The 21,636-nt window shown below is 41.1% G+C and carries 12 protein-coding genes; 5 read left to right on the top strand and 7 right to left on the bottom strand.

Annotation, left to right across the window (positions count from 1 at the left end; translation table 11 throughout):
- Positions 1-88 precede the first annotated feature (88 nt).
- The 5 genes from NPUN_RS21510 to NPUN_RS21490 all read right to left on the bottom strand — a co-directional run bounded on the left by NPUN_RS21510 (position 89) and on the right by NPUN_RS21490 (position 5,979).
- Positions 89-1,138 carry a hypothetical protein gene (locus NPUN_RS21510; protein ID WP_012410601.1) on the bottom strand — a complete coding sequence of 350 codons (1,050 nt, stop codon included), beginning with the start codon at positions 1,136-1,138 and terminating at the stop codon, positions 89-91.
- A gap of 73 nt (positions 1,139-1,211) precedes the next feature.
- The gene (locus NPUN_RS21505) at positions 1,212-2,027 is read right to left on the bottom strand and encodes a hypothetical protein (protein WP_012410600.1); all 816 of its coding nucleotides are present in this window, start codon (positions 2,025-2,027) and stop codon (positions 1,212-1,214) included.
- A gap of 244 nt (positions 2,028-2,271) precedes the next feature.
- Complete coding sequence (locus NPUN_RS21500; protein ID WP_012410599.1) at positions 2,272-5,019, bottom strand: hypothetical protein; 2,748 nt, start codon at positions 5,017-5,019, stop codon at positions 2,272-2,274.
- Positions 4,967-5,344: a hypothetical protein gene (locus NPUN_RS21495; protein ID WP_012410598.1), complete on the bottom strand. Its 378-nt coding sequence runs from the start codon at positions 5,342-5,344 to the stop codon at positions 4,967-4,969. Before NPUN_RS21495 ends, NPUN_RS21500 begins: the two co-directional genes overlap by 53 nt.
- 14 nt (positions 5,345-5,358) lie before the next feature.
- Positions 5,359-5,979 (bottom strand): hypothetical protein, encoded by a 621-nt coding sequence (locus NPUN_RS21490; protein WP_012410597.1) that lies wholly within the window; start codon positions 5,977-5,979, stop codon positions 5,359-5,361.
- 1,852 nt (positions 5,980-7,831) lie between these two features.
- Between NPUN_RS21490 and NPUN_RS21485 the strand changes: the two genes are divergently transcribed.
- The 4 genes from NPUN_RS21485 (at position 7,832) to NPUN_RS21465 (ending at position 16,496) form a co-directional block, all read left to right on the top strand.
- Positions 7,832-9,310, top strand: coding sequence for a substrate-binding domain-containing protein (locus NPUN_RS21485; protein WP_234710962.1), 1,479 nt, complete (start codon positions 7,832-7,834; stop codon positions 9,308-9,310).
- Between the two features lie 376 nt (positions 9,311-9,686).
- The gene (locus NPUN_RS37840; RefSeq protein WP_012410595.1) at positions 9,687-14,999 is read left to right on the top strand and encodes a DUF4114 domain-containing protein; all 5,313 of its coding nucleotides are present in this window, start codon (positions 9,687-9,689) and stop codon (positions 14,997-14,999) included.
- 631 nt (positions 15,000-15,630) lie between these two features.
- Positions 15,631-16,059, top strand: coding sequence for a hypothetical protein (locus tag NPUN_RS21470; protein ID WP_012410594.1), 429 nt, complete (start codon positions 15,631-15,633; stop codon positions 16,057-16,059).
- 203 nt (positions 16,060-16,262) lie between these two features.
- Positions 16,263-16,496, top strand: coding sequence for a DUF3134 domain-containing protein (locus NPUN_RS21465; protein ID WP_012410593.1), 234 nt, complete (start codon positions 16,263-16,265; stop codon positions 16,494-16,496).
- Positions 16,497-16,623: 127 nt separating this feature from the next.
- Here the strand turns inward: NPUN_RS21465 and mltA are convergent, their stop codons facing one another.
- A complete protein-coding gene (mltA, locus tag NPUN_RS21460) occupies positions 16,624-17,895 on the bottom strand; it encodes a murein transglycosylase A (RefSeq protein WP_012410592.1) in 1,272 nt (423 codons plus the stop codon).
- 78 nt (positions 17,896-17,973) lie between these two features.
- The gene (locus tag NPUN_RS21455; protein ID WP_012410591.1) at positions 17,974-19,320 is read right to left on the bottom strand and encodes a proton extrusion protein PcxA; all 1,347 of its coding nucleotides are present in this window, start codon (positions 19,318-19,320) and stop codon (positions 17,974-17,976) included.
- A gap of 87 nt (positions 19,321-19,407) precedes the next feature.
- Here NPUN_RS21455 and NPUN_RS21450 point away from each other — a divergent pair, with 87 nt between their 5' ends.
- Positions 19,408-21,612, top strand: a complete 2,205-nt coding sequence (locus tag NPUN_RS21450; RefSeq protein WP_012410590.1) for a PD-(D/E)XK nuclease family protein — start codon at positions 19,408-19,410, stop codon at positions 21,610-21,612.
- Positions 21,613-21,636 lie beyond the last annotated feature (24 nt).

Raw genomic sequence — 21,636 nt, 5'->3', positions numbered from 1 at the left:
GCTATTATATATGATGATTTGCGTATAGTCAGCAGTCAGGAAAATAGCCAATACTTAGATAGATTATTCTTTGAAAATTTTGAGTTACTTATATCCTCTCCTTCACTAAAGAAGCCGTATTGCTGATAGCACTGAAGACTGCAAAACCGCCAGCCGCAGCTACAAGTAAGGATAAAAGTGGTGCTAAAATCCCTAGAAAAATAATGAACCACATTAAATCTGGATCAACATTAGCATCTTGACCTGGCCCATTGACAATAACTGCGGCAGTTAGCACCGCAATAATATTGAATGAAATCTTGGCGATTCCAATAGATAAAAATCCAGTCAGCCATGCGAAGATTGGTTTCCCCGCTACAGGTAGTAAAGACCCACCTACAGCTATTGGTCCTAAAGATGCTATCAGCAACATCGTAGCTTCTATCAAATTTTGGAAGGCATATTGTAACGAAACTAAAAAGTTTTTGATACTCGTTTGGACTGTAGAACCTAACAAAGAATTAAATGAGGTTTCTGATACAATGCCAGTGCCATATCTAATATTATCTACCTTAGTTTGTAGTCTAATTATCCAATTTTTATTTCCATATATATCTCTATATTTTTGCCAAAGAATGTTAACTTTTTCGGCAGCTTTGACAAAGCATTGACTTTGTTGTTCGCCAGTCAGTGATTGACAAGGACGCAGCAAAGAGCCAGCTACTTCTTCGGCAACACTCATATTCAGTGCTTGCTGGTACATTTTGTCTGCGTCTGCTGATACCACTACTTGCTGATTCACAGTGTTTAGAAAATTCCGCACTCCTAGTGTCAGATTAGAAAGAATACTTCCATTGGCTGAATTACTTAAGAGGATCACTACAATAAAAGGCCAAATTAAAGCTGATATGGGACGAGTATATTCGTAGGATAGTAAGTCTTTGAGGAATTGTATCATGAAAAACAACAGGGTTCCTACCGCAAAAAAAATACCCAGATTTGTCAGCGCTCCATACAAGTTATTACTGGTGTTATTTTGCAATAAATCCAGCCATTGTTTGTCCCAACCTTCGGCAATACTTTGAGAGGTTGCGGCACCATTATCGAGAATCTCATCGATGCCTACTTGGGCAAAAATTTGTTGAATAGCAAATTGCATGTTAGTTAACTAACTGTCTTTTAAAAAAGTATTTTCTAGAATCAGAAGAATTGAGATTTCTCAATTTTAAATTTCACTTATTAAGCTTTCTGCCAAACAAATCTAGTTGAGAAGTCGCCCGCAAAAGTCGTGCGGCTTCGGTAGATGTTTCTACTCTCCGAGCGCGATTTGCTTCTTCTGACTGCTGGGAAATATTTGCCAAGTTTAAATTAGAGTACTGCAAAGACTGATTCATTTGTATTGTCTGAGCAAATGTTTCACCTACAATTTTCGATTGTTCCTCTTGGATTTTTATAGTTTGTGATTGATTGACATTTAATAATTGTGCTAAAACCGCAGTGGCTGGATCAAGTTTAGATATATCAATACTGGGAATGGGAATTTTATTTAGCAAATCTTGGCTCTTTTGCTCGGCTGTATCGGCAAATCCCGCAATATTTTTCAGACTTTCTTCAGTATTTTCTAACTTTGATTTTGTCCGAATTTGTCCCTTTTCGCCAAGAATCCCTACCGCTACTCCACGGGTAATTACCCGACTGAGTTCATTACTAACTAAATTTCCCCGCACTGCTGAATTATTCTCAAAGCGACTCGCTCTGGAGTCAGAATTAGAAGAGTAGAGAATCAAATTATCACGAACTCTTTGTCCAGCCATAACAGGGTTAGGTATATTCAATTCTCCTCTGGCATTACTCAGAGCATTTTGACTCTGTACTTCTACAGGCTTTAAGTTGTCGCTCAGATTATATTGAAGGTAGTTTTGCAAATCTGTGGAATATGATTGAAAATCAGTCCAAACCTGGCCTAATCCGCCCGTCTGAATTTGTGCCATTGCTGGTAGGATTGCTAAAGATAGCAATGTCAAAGTAAAAATGGTAGTTTTTCTCATATTTATGTACCTGAAAAAGGTAGACGCAATTAAGTTTGCTGTAAGTATGATTTAGGGATTTACAAGAAAGAAATTACTAAGTTACAAAACAAAATTAAATTCTTGTGGGTTGGGCACTATGAGCGCCCTAACCAAGTTAAATGTGGAACTATATCTTTGGGGTGAATATCTTGTCCGCCTTTACTTACGGGCGACCGAAATGTTCGCCCCATAATCAGGTCTTTACTCACGATCAACTCCACGATTAACTACTACGTAAAGTAGCCACTAACTGACGTGCAAAGGCAGAAATTGCTTCATATTTATTGTTGTGGAGTTGCATCATTTTACTCCGGGCAGTTTGTTCAGAGGGATTATTAGCAACTGCTGCCAATTGTTCATAACCTGGATAATAACGACAGAATGTATAAATACCGTTATCATCTAATAGCCATTGGCTATAGACACCTTCTTTGCGGGGAAAAAAGCTTTCTGAAGCATTACGAGAAATAATGTTGCGGGGATATTTTAAGATATCTGCAAAACTATCCACTGCAACTGGTTGAATCCGTCCAATCAGTCGTGTTGTCAAGTTTTGCAAAATTTTAGATGCAGCTTTAGATTTGGCAATGGTATCAGGATCTTGTCCCGATAAGATGACTCTGATACCGGCTTTAGCACCGTTCGCACAAATTCTGCCAACTAAGTCAGAGATTTGCTCGAATTCAAATAAAATTGGTGCCTCGTCAATAAAGAATATAGAAGCTGGACTACTTAATGCCCGTCGTAATGCTGCTGAATAGGCACTCAATGATAATACGGCTGCATCTTCACTATCTGATAAGTTTCTCAGAGCAAAAACTAACAGTTGTGCATCAGTAGGAAAGCTAGATGGTGCAGAAATAGCTTGTCCCACACGGCTAGAGAGCCAAAACCGCAAGCGTAGCTGAATTTGGCTGAGAGCGTCTTCAACTCTGCCACTTAAAGAATCTAGCTGTAAGTATTCTGGCGAGCAGAAATAGAGAAAATCTTTCAAGGTAGGGGTTTTCTGCCAAGCCAGAGTGCCGAATCCTCCCATCATCGCCTGTCGATATCGCTCTTTGATGCCCTCATCTGTAAAGAAGGCTTCTAAAGCTAGGTTGAGTAGCGATCGCACTGTTTGCGATAAAATTTGACTTTCAGTGGACGATCCTAAAACCATTGTCATTAAAGCTGATTCTAGGAAGGCAGTATAATCGTTAAAGCGATCGCGCTGTTGTTCTGGTTCTAGCGATCGCAAATCTGGCTGTTCAAATAAGTTATTCGATTGTTTGGAAATATCAAAATAGGCTCCATTCCCCTCCATAAACTCTGTATAGTCTGTGAAAGTTGATGTGCCATCAGGTTTAGGGAAATCTAATGCCACTACAGGAATGCCATGCGCCAAAGCTTGAGTTAAAATCCCTGATACTAATACCGATTTACCAGCACGAGTTGTTGCAAACAAAGCTAAGTTTTTGTGTTGATTAAACAAATCTAAATGTACCGGTGTTCCGCCTTCTTCGGCAATCAATTCAAAGCCTTCTTTGTCACCCCGTTTAGTTAAAACTAAAGGCATTAATCCAGGAACTTCACTGGTTAAATATAGCTGACGACGGTTAAAAGGTGTTGCTAATAAACCTTCCCAAACTATTGGTAGAGTTTGCAGCCAAATTTTCCAGGCATATTCAGTTTCCCTAATTACCCTTGCTGGACGTTGAAAACAGTTTTCAATATACCTTATTGCCTCATCTAATTTTTCAACAGTTGGACGGTGTACCAAAATAGCAATACTCGTATAAATCGGGACTGCACCTTCAAATAATTGTTCTTGCGCCGCTACCGATTTCTTCAGCTTCAATTGAGCGTTAACATCAATGGTTTTACTTTTTTCTTGAGCCATGATTGTCGTCATGTTTGACTGCTTCAGCACTCGTTGCAAAGTCGTTTTTACCATTGCTGGATTTGCGGCAGTCAACTCACAAAAAATCTCTGTATCTGCTACTCTTTCTCTGGCCAATAATTCCCATAAATATCGCAGTTGGGAAGATTTATTTGGCCAACCTCCGGGTTTTTCGAGAAATGACAGTGCGCCAATATAACGATTGTTAACATTAACCCAACGGCGATCGGCACAAGGTACGCTAGACTCCATCAGCAAAGTTGTGCCGTGGATATTGTCTATGAGCAATTTAGTACTAGCTAAATCTGAATTGACTTGCTCGTGCAGTCCTTGTTCATCTAATGTCATCAACTGAGGAATCTCTATTGCCTCTGTATCATTAAACCTTTTCCAGACCTCTTTCCAGAGTTCATCTGCTGTCAAAGGTTTGATATCCAATCCCATTTGATTAGATAAAATCTGTTCCCAACGCAGAAAACCCTGCTTGTAAGCATTTGTGATTAGGGTTTCGATGCGCTGATTTTCTACTTCTGAGAGTTCACCTTTGAATTTCAACCACCATGATTCAGCTTTGACTAAAAGCTTCTCTATCCAATCATCTGCATGTTGTGAGTTAGATTCAATGGTGTAGGTGACATAAATCCGCAAAAATTTTGGCTTGCGAACACCAGAAACAGTCAGTTCTTTGACTCTGGCTCTTTCTGCCATCAACAAGTATTTGATATCTCGTGATGGCGCATTTTTGATTAGTGATGCTAATTCTTTTTGGCGCTCTTTGTCGGAGCTAAAAGATCCCAAGTGCAGTGTCATTCTTTCACCGCTAGGGATATCTTTTAATCCAGCTTCAATGTTATTAAAAAGTGTATCGATTTGTTCGGGTCTTAAGGTAGTATGAATTCCCTTACAGTCAAAACCAAAAACAAAGCAAAACCGATCTTTTTGAGTGCCTTTTGTCAAAAGGTATGCACCAATATCGCGTCCATTCATAGCGACACGTAACATTGTCGCCAAGTGTAAGGCATCTTCAAATGGTGTTAATCTACTTTCGTTTCCGGCGATGCCGACGCTTTGTTTTCCGATTTTTTGCTTCATGGTTAACTTCCAGTAAGCTTTGATAACGAGCAAAGCCTCTTGTCCAAGCGGGAACGCCAATAAATTTACTTAAAAAACTCCAACTCCTACCACCAGTTAAAATCCACCAGGTTCCTATTCCCCAACCAGTCATTAGTACTGTCCACAACCATTTTTGAAATTCTTCTTGGAAAAGACCCCCAAAAATTCCATTGATAATAAAGTAGGAGGCTAAGGCAATCACCGTCCAAGGAAGAATTTGATCGGCAGGGATGGGCCCTAGAGAAGGTTGGCTTCCCAGAACCTGATTAACTGGACGAAATTCTTGTTCCCGCTCTTGAGACATTTGAAATATCTGAATTATTTACTGCTATCGCCAATTACAAAGCGTGTGAGTACATCAGCAATAGTAACAGCAACAACGACTAATAGGGGAGTTCTGGCAATGCTTTGCCAATCTTCATCTTTACGCACTGCGTTGATCACACCGACCAGGGAGATTGCAATATATAGTAAGTAAATCGCCCGCAACACATTAAATATCAAACTTACAGCTGTGTTGCTACCACCACTATTTGTTGTTGAACTATCACTCAAAGTTTTTTTGAAAAACTTTTCAGCTTCCCCAAAAAACTGCGCTTGTGCGGGGCCTGCAAAACAGTCTAACCAATAAAAACTCAGAATGATGGCTGCTGCTATTATTTGCAATAATATTAGCGATCGCCTGGGTAAATGAAACTGCTGCCCAATTTGCTGGGTAATGACTGCAATTAAACTACCAACTAGTAAACAAAAAAGCAGGATAGGACTTTTTAGGCTGATAACGCTTACAAGTACAGCACAAGCAATCAAAAAAGGTATAGATTCAATCAGAATGAATAAACTGGATTCCAGTCCCAGTCTTAACTTATGAGATCCTTTGACAGCGCTACCAGTTAAAGCTTTGAAAAAGTTTCTCTTGTGAGAACTTTGTCTAGACATTTGCTAATTTTCCTATGGTGTACTATGAGTGTTGGTTGTTTCAAATTTTACAAGCATTACAATTTTACATGATCTAACATTTATTTATCCTCAAATTATAAAGTTATAGCTAGCAAAGTCCTATACTATACACAAACCTATATTAAGTTAAGTTAACAAAACATTAATACTTATTTAATTAAGTATGCATGATTTGAGAGACTAGGTTTCAAGCCTTTGAGATTTTCAAGAAATAAATTATCCAATCTTGTAGGGCGGGCATCTTGCTCATCCCATAATAAATAGTTGGATGTTTTTTTGTTTAGAAGTCCCTTTAACCAGAACTACCACAGTCTTCTTAAAGTTATGAGTTTGGGGAATCCATTGGAAATGCGAGATAATCCTTGGTAGCATACCGCTCTTTAATCACTATCGCTAGAGTCAAATCTGAATTCCTTTTCCAGACGGAGTTTTGAGCGCTGAGTTGTATTTAGGATTTCTATGAGTATGCTTACAGGCACAACAGAAAGCCAGCGTTCAGGGCTATTTTAAAGCGATACCTACACGGTTAAGCTCCGCTAAGGCGTAAAATCTGGTGATGCCAAGCGAAACAATGTGCCAAAGCTACTTGTGCCACCTATGAAGGTCAGCCTATATAAAAAATTTCCATTGCTTGCCTGGAATAATCTAGCAATTGGATTAGTTCCTCTATCGGCAAGACGGTTCCCGTAAAGTTGAGCAATGTATCAAAGTGCTGAAATCGTTAACACTTAACTTGAATGTAGTTCCGTGGTTAAATGAGCCACCAGCAGAAGTGGCTCCAATACTGTTCGGTTAAGGAATTTTTTGGTTGAAGGCAGCCGGGGGGCAGGGGGAGAAGAGAAGCAAGGCAAGAAAAGAAAGACAAAGTAGACAAAAACTCTCTTCCCTCCTGCCTTCTCTCAACGACAAATTTTTATGCCGACCTACTTATAAGTTTTTGATTATAATAGCTAGATTTTTCAGCTATTTTTTCCGATGCCTGGGTTGGGCTATACCTACACAACTAATAAATTGCTGAAACAACGCATTTTCGTTGATACAGGTTATGGTTAATTTGTAAAATGTATATACTTTATTGAATAGATTATTAAACACTCTAAAAGAGTCATGCAAGCAAATTCATAACCTCAAGAAAAAATTAGATTTTACTTTGGACAGAGTAATAAAAAACCTCAAAAAAACTTACTTTTTAAACAATGAATAAATTAAAAAAATACATTTAACTTTTTTTAATCATTTCATAATGTAATCATGACTTGAACTTTACCTTAACACTATACTGTTAATTCCGTTGGCAAATTTCAACAGCTATTAGCCATAGCATTCTCAAAAAATTAGTGAAATCATGACTTTCCTTACTTTGTACCTTGGCGGTAGCTTGTGCAAACTGCTGTGGATATGAATTAAATAAAGTGATTTCCATAATTTAAGATAAAATTGCCATCCGAAACAAGTAAGTTGGTAAAAATAAACGTAGCTTTTTAACAGGTTACAAGAAGCCGAAAATGTGAATTAAGGCATAATTCATAGTATCTAGTAACCAATTACTTGTACTAAAGCTATGAATGTTTATTTATGCGAACTTACTTTAAGAATGTAGAGTTTTTGACTAGCAAAAATTACTTAACTTGGCGTATTAACAATAGTTAAATACGCTCAAAATTCTTATAAATTTGCTTTTAATTATCTCTACATTCTTAAACACTTTGTGCAAACTTTTAATTTGTCAATAATTTTTACAGTGTCAGTTTTTGTCCTTAAAGAAGGTTATTGATAATTGCCAGTTTGACACTTGATTTGGATTTATTAGGGTTAACACCCAAAAATTAACTTGAAGGAGCTTGACATGGTTTTCTACCGCGATCGCCTAAGTAATTTGACAAGTTCAATTTCTGTACTTGCCATCACAATTGGTTTATTAGCTGCTCAATCAGCTACTCAGAAATCTCTAGCTCAGACTTCCACTACTCCTCCCCCAGCTGGAGTAACCTCCATAAATGGTCTAGGTGCAAGCACTGTAAATACTTTGTTTGTAGGTACTGGAGAGACGAATCCATGTCCTTTTGGTTCAAAAGGCTCATGGTTTAACGTTTTCGGCGTTGGAAATCCTCCATCTCTCAATGCTGATTTAGCTGCAATCACCAATAGTTGCCCAGTTGGAACTTATGGCCCAGTCGTTAATAACGACACATTCAGATATGCTTCGGTTGGTAGCGGCGCAGGCATAGCAGCTTTTTTCAATCAAACCGTACCACTAGCATCACCAGGCCCTACCATTTTAGCCCCAGTCTCGTTTGCAGCTACTGACGACCCTTTAGCAGGAACACAAATAGAACAAACAGTCACCATCGGTACTGGAAAACCTAATAGCGGAAAGGCTATTCAAGTGCCTGTAGTAGGTGTTGGAATCACGTTATCTTACAACCGTACTGGTCTTAGCATACCAGCAGCCGGACTGAAGCTTTCCCGAAATACTTACTGTGGTATTTTGAAAGGCACCATCACAAATTGGAATGATTCCAGAATTAGAACAGATAATGGCGGCGCAGTCATTGCAGTCAATTTACCCATCAAAGTTGTACGTCGTAGTGACAATAGTGGTAGTACCTTTGTTTTAAGCACTCATCTCAATACTGTATGTAAGACTGCTGCGACTTCAACTATTCAAGCAGCTAATATATGGGATAAAGGAGTTGGTAGCATAAGTACTTCAGGTACAGTACCTCCAACACCACCAGCAAACACAGTTGTTTGGCCAACCACCTTCCTATCTGCTTCAGGAGGTGGAGGTGTAGCCACTGCAATCTCAGCCAATAATGGTGCAATTGGTTATGTAGATAGTGCTACACGTTTAGCTAGAAGTCTACCTGCTGCACTTTTACAGAACAAAGCAAATGTATACGTTGGTCCTACAACAGCTGGAATTCAAGGCGCTTTGAGTGTTGGAACCATCGTGAAATATGGTACTGCTCCTTCTAACAGGCTGATTAGAATTGATAACTTGGCCGATCCAAATGCTGCAACTGCCTATCCAATTTCCGCAGCAACTTATGCGCTGTTTTATGACGTATACCAAAACAGTACCACAGGCAATTTGATAGCAACTCATATTAGAACCTTCATTAACTGGGCTTTAGCAAATTCAACACAGCCAGTTCCTCCCGCTACCAATTCCTCCAACCCCACTCCAGATCAGATAGCTATAAATCGAGGATATGCTCCTCTTCCCAATACGATCAAAACAGTGGCTAGAACTGTTGTGAATACTTGCGTAAACACCACCACTGGTGCTTCTCCTTGCACCCCTTAAGTTGATAAATCTGCCTAGTACTTGACCACACCAACTTTAATAGGTAAACAAGTTTGTAGTAAGGACTTTAGTTATTTCTTAAGCACCAAAATCCTTACTAAGTACTAGCCGCCTGCCAGAAAGTTCAACAGTTAATTCTGTTGGTACTTTTATGAATCATTAGTTTCATGTAAGAAAAATATTGTTTTAGAGGTAATTCAATAAATTGCCTCTAAAACAATGGTTCCTATAAAAAATAGGAATTTATTTGAATGTCATAAAAATACAAAATGTTTTCAATTAATTCACTTAACCTAGATTTTAACTAATGCTAATGTGATTTGTTTAAAAATTTTACATCTACATCAATTGCTAATAAAAAACATACGAGAAAATCATGGCTGATATATTCAACCTATCGTCCCTAGATGGTAACAACGGCTTTACCCTCAACGGCAATGCTAGTGACTCATCAGGTAACTCAGTCAGTAATGCCGGAGACATCAACGGCGACAACATCGACGATTTAATTATTGGCGCACCTGGTGCTGGAAAAAGCTACGTAGTATTTGGCAGCACCAACGGCTTTAATACCAGCCTCAACCTCTCAGACCTCAATGGCAGCAACGGCTTTACCATCAACGGCAGTAGTAGTGACTCATCAGGCACATCAGTTAGCAATGCTGGGGATATTAACAATGACGGCATCGGCGACCTAATTATCGGTGCATCAGGTGCAGCTTTGGGTGCAGGGCAGAGCTATATAGTATTTGGCAGCCGTAACAGCTTCAATGCTAACCTCGACCTCTCATCATTGGATGGGAGCAACGGCTTTGTCATTAACGGTATTAATGGGCGCAACTCAGATGGCATCTCAGACTCATCAGGCACATCAGTTAGTAATGCCGGAGACATCAACGGCGACAACATTGACGACCTAATTATTGGCGCACCCAGTGCCGTTTCAGGTGGAGGGCAGAGCTACGTAGTATTTGGTAGTAGTAGTGCATTTAGTGCTAGCCTCAACCTCTCAGATCTTAACGGCAGCAATGGCTTTGCCATCAATGGCAACAGCACCGACTCATCAGGCAACTCAGTTAGCAGCGCTGGGGACGTTAACCGTGATGGCATTGGCGACCTAATTATTGGCGCACAAGGGACTGGAAAGAGCTACGTGGTTTTTGGCAGCACTACTGCCTTTAGTGCGAACTTCGACCTGTCTAGTCTCAATGGCAGCAACGGTTTTGTCATTAATGGCAATGCTAATGACTTTTTTGGTGCCTCAGTCAGTAATGCTGGAGACGTTAATAATGATGACATCGACGATTTAATCATTGGTGCATACAACACCGCTTCTGGTGCAGGACAGAGCTATGTGGTGTTTGGCAGCAGTAGCGGCTTTAGTGAAAGTCTCAACCTCTCAGACCTCAACGGCAGCAACGGCTTTACTATCAAAGGCATTAATGGCAATGATGTCTCAGGCTACTCAGTTAGCGCGGCTGGAGATGTCAACGATGATGACATTGCTGACCTGATTATTGGCGCACCTTTTGCCTTAGCTGGTGCTGGGCAAAGCTATGTAGTATTTGGCAGCAGTAACGGCTTTAGTGAAAGTCTCGACCTCTCCAACCTTGACCCTAGTCAGGGCTTTGCCATCAACGGTATTAATGCTACTGATTCCTCTGCTACTTCTGTTAGTGCTGCTGGCGATATTAACAATGATGGTGCTGACGACTTGCTTGTGGGCGCACCTGGTGCTGGGCAAACCTATGTTATCTTTGGTACTCCAAAACCACAACCTGAACCTGAACCTGAACCACAACCACAACCACAAGTTATATTCAACCTCTCAGACCTCAACGGCAGCAACGGCTTTACCCTCAACGGCAATGCTAGTGACTCATCAGGTAACTCAGTCAGTAATGCCGGAGACATCAACGGCGACAACATCGACGATTTAATTATTGGCGCACCTGGTGCTGGAAAAAGCTACGTAGTATTTGGCAGCACCAACGGCTTTAATACCAGCCTCAACCTCTCAGACCTCAATGGCAGCAACGGCTTTACCATCAACGGCAGTAGTAGTGACTCATCAGGCACATCAGTTAGCAATGCTGGGGATATTAACAATGACGGCATCGGCGACCTAATTATCGGTGCATCAGGTGCAGCTTTGGGTGCAGGGCAGAGCTATATAGTATTTGGCAGCCGTAACAGCTTCAATGCTAACCTCGACCTCTCATCATTGGATGGGAGCAACGGCTTTGTCATTAACGGTATTAATGGGCGCAACTCAGATGGCATCTCAGACTCATCAGGCACATCAGTTAGTAATGCCGGAGACATCAACGGCGACAACATTGACGACCTAATTATTGGCGCACCCAGTGCCGTTTCAGGTGGAGGGCAGAGCTACGTAGTATTTGGTAGTAGTAGTGCATTTAGTGCTAGCCTCAACCTCTCAGATCTTAACGGCAGCAATGGCTTTGCCATCAATGGCAACAGCACCGACTCATCAGGCAACTCAGTTAGCAGCGCTGGGGACGTTAACCGTGATGGCATTGGCGACCTAATTATTGGCGCACAAGGGACTGGAAAGAGCTACGTGGTTTTTGGCAGCACTACTGCCTTTAGTGCGAACTTCGACCTGTCTAGTCTCAATGGCAGCAACGGTTTTGTCATTAATGGCAATGCTAATGACTTTTTTGGTGCCTCAGTCAGTAATGCTGGAGACGTTAATAATGATGACATCGACGATTTAATCATTGGTGCATACAACACCGCTTCTGGTGCAGGACAGAGCTATGTGGTGTTTGGCAGCAGTAGCGGCTTTAGTGAAAGTCTCAACCTCTCAGACCTCAACGGCAGCAACGGCTTTACTATCAAAGGCATTAATGGCAATGATGTCTCAGGCTACTCAGTTAGCGCGGCTGGAGATGTCAACGATGATGACATTGCTGACCTGATTATTGGCGCACCTTTTGCCTTAGCTGGTGCTGGGCAAAGCTATGTAGTATTTGGCAGCAGTAACGGCTTTAGTGAAAGTCTCGACCTTTCCAACCTTGACTCCAGTCAGGGCTTTGCCATCAACGGTATTAATGCTACTGATTCTTCTGCTACTTCTGTTAGCGCTGCTGGCGATATCAATAATGATGGTGCTGATGACTTGCTTGTGGGCGCACCTGGGGCTGGGCAAACCTATGTTATCTTTGGTACTCCAAAACCACAACCTGAACCTGAACCACAACCACAACCACAAGTTATATTCAACCTCTCAGACCTCAACGGCAGCAACGGCTTTACCCTCAACGGCAATGCTAGTGACTCATCAGGTAACTCAGTCAGTAATGCCGGAGACATCAACGGCGACAACATCGACGATTTAATTATTGGCGCACCTGGTGCTGGAAAAAGCTACGTAGTATTTGGCAGCACCAACGGCTTTAATACCAGCCTCAACCTCTCAGACCTCAATGGCAGCAACGGCTTTACCATCAACGGCAGTAGTAGTGACTCATCAGGCACATCAGTTAGCAATGCTGGGGATATTAACAATGACGGCATCGGCGACCTAATTATCGGTGCATCAGGTGCAGCTTTGGGTGCAGGGCAGAGCTATATAGTATTTGGCAGCCGTAACAGCTTCAATGCTAACCTCGACCTCTCATCATTGGATGGGAGCAACGGCTTTGTCATTAACGGTATTAATGGGCGCAACTCAGATGGCATCTCAGACTCATCAGGCACATCAGTTAGTAATGCCGGAGACATCAACGGCGACAACATTGACGACCTAATTATTGGCGCACCCAGTGCCGTTTCAGGTGGAGGGCAGAGCTACGTAGTATTTGGTAGTAGTAGTGCATTTAGTGCTAGCCTCAACCTCTCAGATCTTAACGGCAGCAATGGCTTTGCCATCAATGGCAACAGCACCGACTCATCAGGCAACTCAGTTAGCAGCGCTGGGGACGTTAACCGTGATGGCATTGGCGACCTAATTATTGGCGCACAAGGGACTGGAAAGAGCTACGTGGTTTTTGGCAGCACTACTGCCTTTAGTGCGAACTTCGACCTGTCTAGTCTCAATGGCAGCAACGGTTTTGTCATTAATGGCAATGCTAATGACTTTTTTGGTGCCTCAGTCAGTAATGCTGGAGACGTTAATAATGATGACATCGACGATTTAATCATTGGTGCATACAACACCGCTTCTGGTGCAGGACAGAGCTATGTGGTGTTTGGCAGCAGTAGCGGCTTTAGTGAAAGTCTCAACCTCTCAGACCTCAACGGCAGCAACGGCTTTACTATCAAAGGCATTAATGGCAATGATGTCTCAGGCTACTCAGTTAGCGCGGCTGGAGATGTCAACGATGATGACATTGCTGACCTGATTATTGGCGCACCTTTTGCCTTAGCTGGTGCTGGGCAAAGCTATGTAGTATTTGGCAGCAGTAACGGCTTTAGTGAAAGTCTCGACCTTTCCAACCTTGACTCCAGTCAGGGCTTTGCCATCAACGGTATTAATGCTACTGATTCTTCTGCTACTTCTGTTAGCGCTGCTGGCGATATCAATAATGATGGTGCTGATGACTTGCTTGTGGGCGCACCTGGGGCTGGGCAAACCTATGTTATCTTTGGTACTCCAAAACCACAACCTGAACCTGAACCACAATCTCCAGAACTTACAAATAGTGGTAATGATGTCTTTAATATCAAAGGTGAGAATGATACGGTAACACTGCAAGTTGCGATCGCAGGCAGTAATTCTAGTCTGGTGAATGAATTTGGTGTATATACTGTTGATGATGCTACAGGCGAAATTGACGGTATTGCTCCGGGCGAAGCAGGTTATGCCCGCAAAGCTTTAGAAAGAGGACAGGTAATTCTTTCAGCTATTGCTAATCCACCCAATGGTTTTAGCAACAATCTTCTCAATGCTTCATTAGAGTTACCATCTGATACTAACCTGAGATTTTATTTAGTCAAAAATAGTACAACTGATAATGTGCTGACTAATATTACACCAATCACTGACGTACTGTTTTCTGATCCTTCAAATCAAAAAATTACGAGTTTAGATAACAATGCGTTCTCCTTGGCTTGGAAAGATGGTTCTGGTAATAGCACTAATGATTTCCAGAATCTAGTCGTAAGAATTCAGCCTACAACTGAGGCGTTACCTTTGGGTACAAATCTACAAGGTCAACCACAAGGAGAATTAATTGACTTAAGAGATGTTGAACAACAGGTAACTGCTAATTTTGCAATCAACCGAGAAGCTGCATTTAATAATTTCGTCGGATTTTATAAAGTAGCTGATGAAAATGGTGGTATTGATACCAACGGCGATGGTAAGGGAGATATTCTTGTTGGCCAAGCTGGTTATACTGAAGCCGCACTACGTCAACGCGTTGCAGGAATTGACCTGACGGTGAACAACCAAGGTACGGCAAGTTATACAGGCACTTTTGAGCCTGGTTCTATCTTTGCACCATTCATTATCATTAATGGCAGACCAGATGCTGTTTTAGATAGCAATCCTAATAATGATCCAGCAGTTTACTTCCCATTCTTGGGTGCTAATAGCGACAAGGTAGATCATATTCGTCTGTTAGGGAATAACACCTTTGGCTTTGAGGATTTAGCTGGTGGAGGTGACAAAGATTTTAACGATGTTATTGTGCGAGTTAATTTGAGTGTTCCCTCCTAATTTGAGAAGTTTATAACTACCAAAAAAGATGAACAAGGTAGTCTTGGGATTGCCAATGGATGAATCTCACAACTACTTTGGCTTGTTCGCCTTTGACCTTTTTGCATAGTAGCATCTGGGGTTGGGGACTGAGGAGAAGCTAAAAATAAAAATTTTAGTGAACTAAAAGCAGTGCCCACCTTACTTTATAAGATGATGCGATCGCACTAACTATTCACCCTCTGTGTCTTTAATTATCTAAAAATCGGAATTGAATACAACTTAATGCTGTTGTTGACCTTGCATCTATGGGTCAGACATAGTTGAAAAAGTTCAACCGTCAACTATGTTATGATAGAATAGTTGAGAAATATTTTCGGTCATGTAACTGACTATGTGGACACCTCTCCGAATCTAAATCTCTACAAACTTTGCTTCTGGAGGTGTTTTTTGCCAGTTTATATTGCAAATTCATCTTTTAAAGATGAGAGTCTTTAAGGATTGCAAAAATTGAAATTTTTAGTGAGTAGAACTGTATTGCAATACCTGGCGTAAAACTAATACTTCTCACTTTCAAAAAATGTGCTAAAAAGAACGGACAAGTTTACTGTGTCACAAACCCAGATACATACGGATAGTAGTACTTAAACTTATGCCAACGGATATAATTACCCGTCCTGAGTCACTCACAGAAGATTGTTTCTTTACTTACGCCCTTGGGACTGATTTGCACGATACTAATTCCACAGCCAAATATTTACGCAGAATCAGAAAAGAAGATAAACCTTATATCGATATAGCCGTTTCTCCCAGACCTGGCTATCGGTTTGAGGTTTGTCTTATCCCTGTTGAAGGGTTCGCTCAGGAAACAATCTTAACAAAAGATGGGTTCGCCAAAGCTTTAGCGATTATTTGTGCTGTATCTAACAAAGCTAGAAAGCGATTTCCTTCAGGAAATGGACAAGAGATTGTCCGGTGCCAATTTAGCAATTTAGCTGATGCAGTCGCTGTAGCAAACAGATTGTCTGCATTACCCCCTGATATGTATGAAACTCTCGGCAAGGTACCAAATGCTTTGTGAGATTGTGTCCGCTTTAAGATTTATGATTAAGGCTGACGCAAAGACATTTTAATGGTAAGTAAGTAGACGGACAAGAGAATAAAAAACTCAATAGTTCATATTTTATTTGTTCATAAAAGTCTTGCCTAACGAGCCTTTTAACCTTAAATGTACAATTTTCTTGTTTTTGTACAGTGATCCATAATTCAAAGTGAGTCTTTTTTATGCCTATCAGTCCTTTGCGTGAAGAACCTCGTAACCAACGAGCGCCTGTAATTCGTACAAGCAATGAGTTTATTCTTTTGGAATGGCTAAAGTCAACTGGTCGTCTAATCGAGCGTGAACATCAAGAATCTGAGTATCTAACTGAAGTAGAAGAAATTTCAGAAATGATCGACCTTGATGATATTCCTTACGATCATGATGATGATGATGGTGATATGGATATAGAAGCGTAATTCGTAATTCGTAATTACCCCAAGCGTTTCATTAATTTGGAATGTATATTTTATTTACGCCGAAAGGCTAAGAATCCCGGCTTTTTTTAGAAAAGTTGGGATTCTTAGTATGAAAATGCGAGTAGGTTTAATTCTTGGACTTGAGTAGTAGATAAAATAATTGTCCATTACTGACTGTGATACCAGCGCGATCGCCTGCTAATTTACCAGTACCTAAAAAATAATCTACCCTACCTGCACCTTTAATTGCGCCGCCAGTATCTTGGTCAAGAACATAGCGGCTAACGATATGCTCCTCCAGTTTTCCGGTAGGATTAGCGAAAGGAATAGAAGCGCGAATCAACGCTAAAGCACCAGGAGGCATAAGAGATTTATCTGTAGCGATGGAACGCTCTGCTGTTAGGGGTACGTTGATCGAACCTTGAGCTGGTTCACCGTGATTTTCTTGAAAAAAAACAAAACTGCGATCGCGCGGAATATAGATATTTAATTCTTGGGGATGCTTTTGAAAATAGTCGAGAATAATTGGCATAGTCATACCTTGTAGCGATAATTTGCCATCATTCGCTAATTCTCGACCCAGACTTGTGTAGTTATAAGCATTATTACCGGCATAGCCGATCGCAGTCTGAGTCCCATTGGGAAGCTGAAGTCGTGCTGAACCTTCAATTTGAGCTAGATATGGTTCGAGGCGTGAGCGAAACCAAAACAACTCTAATCCTCGTAATTTTCCTTTTGCGCCTTGTAAACCATCTGCTCCTTCTAAATCTTCTCGTGTCGGATGAGGTTTAGGCCAGGAGTTTAAATCAGGAGGTAATCGATAAACAGGATAGCGATATTCTGGTGTGGGGACGCGACTAGCTGCGTAAATCGGTTCATAATAGGCGGTGAATAAAACAGAACCTTTAGTGTCTTTACCGACTGACTGGTAAAGAACAAATTCTCGCTCGATGGCTTGATGTAATTCTGTTGCAGAATGAGTTGTCAAGACAAGTTCGCGGAATCTTTTCAAGCTTTTGAAGACGCGATCGCGTGTAATCCCCGCCACTGGATAGTTTTGATAAGCAGCCGCAGCATTAGCCGTTTGCAAGTATTGGAGACTCCGAGCGATCGCACTCAATAGCGCCTTTTTGTCTGGTATTTCTCCATAAAGAAGTTCATCCAAGCAAGATGTATCACCTTGACAACAAGTAACTGGTAGTCTCTGAATTAATGGTGCTTTTTGATTTTCACCAGTCAAGGAAACTGGTATATCCCACTTTTTCAACCGACATTCTGGCGGACTGAGTTCTTGATGCACCAAAGATTGCATCCGCACCAGGAAAATTGACAAAACTACAGGTAAGCTGATAGCGCTAACTTTGTTAAACTTTCCTAACCCAGCAAGTGCCTTTTTCATCAAAATTCAAGTTTTTCATATTATCCTACTTAGCTCAAATTCAAAAACCAAATAATTTAGTTCCCAATTCCCAATACATTATTCATTCATATTACGATAAGTGGCAACTGCCGAAGGCGATATCCGGTTCAAATATCGGAATATCCAATATTTGAAAATAGTATCTAAAATCACTGGAAATGTCGCAATAAACAAGAAAATAAAATCTCGATTTGCTGGTAATCCCCAATGACGCGATACACCTTCTAGGAGTACTTCCCAGCCGTGAGGAGAGTGGAAACCGACAAATATATCGGTAAACAAAATGATAATAAATGCCTTGGCACTGTCACTAAGTCCATAGACAATATTATCAAAGAAATCTTTAACTACAGCAATAGAAGACTTGCTAACAAGCAAAAGCCAGATAAAAGCACCAACTGAGAACATATCTGCAAAAACATTTTTGATCGCATTAGAGCTTTCTTGACGAAATTCTTTAGCAAGCTCTACAGCCTTGTCTGTCATTTTAGCTTCCATCTGTTCAGGTGACAGTGGAGGAGCATTTATAATGAGATTTTCAAACTTGAGTTTTTCTTCAAATCTTTCTAATTCTTCAAGAGCTTCTTCTTCCATTTCTGAGTTGATAAATATCTGCATCTGATCGCTACTTCTAAAATGCTCAACAGATGGCCCGACGACAAAAGCTTTTGCTATCTGATGCGTCAAAAGTGGTATGATAATTAATAGTAAAATAAACCTGATAGATATTATTGTTCTTCTTTGAGTTTGACGAAAATTCTGAATTACTTCTTTTTCAGAATTAGGATCTAATTCAACTTGCAGACGAGTGATAGTACTTAAAATAGAACGGGGTAGAACGCCTGTTGTATCTACTTTACCCTTTGGTTTTGATTTTTTCTCTGAGTCTTGAGTTGGTATTTTGGGTGGTAATGTTGGAGTATTGACGAGCAGAAATTTGTCATCAGATATGGCAGAGTTAATTGGTAGATTTGGAGGTTTGACTGCTAAAGCGTTAGAAGTTATTTGATCTGAACTTATTGTGTATTTGGATATAACTTGATCGATAAAGTTTAGCTTTTCCAAAACCAAAGAAGGACTGGGATGTTCTATACCAGCTTTTTGAGCAGCTTTTTGATTTTCTTCATTTAAAAACCAACGGCTTGCTCTAAACTCTGTCAGTCGCATCTTAGCAATTTTTAAAAGCTTGTTGAGGTCTGACTCAAAATAATCCATCACGCTGTTACTGTACGTGGCTGAGTCAATGTCTATTTTATTACCACTAAAATGCTTATCTTCTATTTCCTTAATCTTTAATGCTGCATCGTAAGCTTCATGTAAAGAACGTTCAGGAGTCTGTAAGTACCATCGATAAGCAGCAAGTAAAAAAGAATAGATTTTTTGGCTAAAAACAGAATTTTTCATTGGAAACAATCATCCAGCATTATTTGGTGATTCTTAACCTTAAATTAACCCACGAGGTATATTAGCAAATCTACAAGGAGAAAGTTTGTGGTTTCTCATTCGGTTTGGATTGTTGGCACTAGTCGCACTGGTAAGACGGCTCGCTTGGTAGAGCAATTTTGTAGTTGGGTACAACCAGAGAAGCAGCATACTGAATTATTTTATACTAAGAAGGAAGCACGTAAAAAAGGCGTTCGCATACCCGAATTTTTATATCTTAAACAAACAGAGCCAGGAGTTTTAGTCTTAGCTGCTAACGATGATAATCGCCGAGAGTTGGGTGATATAATTGTTACATCCACATTAGGAAAATATCCGGTACGTGCCAAGACACCGCTAGGCTTTTTCCAGGATGAAGTTATTTTATTTTGGCCGTTGCTAATTAACTCATTGAACCTGAAGGCCCAGTTTCCGGTAAGGTTGCGACCAGAAACGGAACAAGAGTTAGCAACCAAACTCTGGCGTTCCCAATTAGACGAAGAAATTTTACAAGTTGCGGGGGTGAATGAGTCGCGCTTGGTGCGTCGCATTTTAGACTTATTGCAATTAGCTGCTTACAGTGGTGTACATTGCGAAGATATTGCCCAGATTTTGACAAGGGGTCTGGGGGAGAATACTACAACTTTAGAGCCGGAATTTTTGGCATCTTTGCTCATTGATTGGCGTAACTGGTGTTTAGAGAGGGGGTTACTAACTTATGGCATTATTACCGAACTCTATAGTCAATATTTATTAAGCGATCGCAACTACCAACAGCATCTAACTAAACGCTATCAAGCAGTATTGGCAGATGATGTTGACGATTATCCTAGCGTAGCGCGTCTTTTGTTTGAATTGCTATTAGATCGAGGCGCGATCGGCGCGTTTAGCTACAATCCCGACGGTGCAGTGCGATTGGGATTAGGAGCAGACCCCAAATATCTAGAAGGGTTAGCAAAGCGTTGTCGGGTAGAAATCTTAAGCGAGCCGCCTCCAGAGTCTTTGGGAGAACAAGCTAAACAGATGGTGGAATTAGTCACAGAACCAATGGTGTTGGTGAGTTTACCTGAGATTGTACATTCCATTCAAACTACCTCCCGCGCTCAACTACTGCGACAAACAGCAGAGGTAATTGCTGATGCTATCCAATCGCAGCAAGTACAAGCAGAAGAAGTAGCGATTATTGCACCAGGTTTAGATGCGATCGCTCGTTATACTTTAGTAGAAATCCTCGTCAAGCAAAACATCCAGGTAGAATCGCTCAATGACCAACGTCCCCTAATTAGTTCACCCGTCATTCGCGCCTTACTCACCATACTGGCACTAGTTTATCCCGGCTTGGGCCGCCTCGTGGATCGGGATGCCGTGGCAGAAATGCTAGTTGTATTGAGTAGAAAGCAACAACCACCAGAAAACTCTACAGACGTGATGAATCGCATTTATAGTAGAGACGCGATTAATCGCGTCTCTACAGATATTGATCCGGTACGCGCTGGTTTGATAGCAGATTACTGCTTTGTACCCCATCCCGATCGCCCCAACTTGCTACCAGTGTCAGCCTTCGAGCGCTGGGATAGAATTGGCTATGCGGCTACTACAGCCTACAATGAGATATTAGAGTGGTTAGAACAGCAGCGATCGCAACAAGAACTGCGGTTAATTCCCAGTCCCATTTCCCTCTTAGACAGAGCAATTCAGCGCTTCTTGTGGAATGGTAGCAATCTCCCCTACGAACAGTTAGCAGCACTGCGAGAATTATTAGAAACCGCCCAACACTACTGGGAAATTGACACCAGGTTACGACAAATTGCCCCAGTTGAGACAACGCCTCAGACAACTATTATCGAATTTATTCAATTACTGCGACGTGGTACAATTACCGCCAACCCTTACCCTGTACGCCCTATTGGTGGAGCGAGAAAGGCCGTCACCTTAGCAACTATATTTCAATATCGATCTAGTAGGCGATCGCACCGTTGGCATTTTTGGCTAGATGCTGGTTCGCCTCTTTGGGCCAAAGGTGGCGCAGCAACGTTATTTGGTGCGCCGTTTTTCTTGCAAGACAGGTTAGGCGAACCTTGGACAGCAGAAGATGAGAAATTGGCAGAAGAAGAACGACTGCGGAGGATTTTGACAGATTTACTATCTCGTGTATCCGAGAGAGTTTATTTGTGTCACAGCGATTTAGCCGTAAATGGACAAGAGCAACTAGGGCCGTTATTACCTTTGGTCAATGCTTGTGTAACAGTTATTTCTGAGGCTACTGCTAATTAAGTGTCTTTTGCTTTGGCAAGGCTT

The sequence above is a fragment of the Nostoc punctiforme PCC 73102 genome (assembly GCF_000020025.1).
Lineage (GTDB): Bacteria > Cyanobacteriota > Cyanobacteriia > Cyanobacteriales > Nostocaceae > Nostoc > Nostoc punctiforme.
This window is presented reverse-complemented; position numbering and strand designations above follow the sequence as displayed.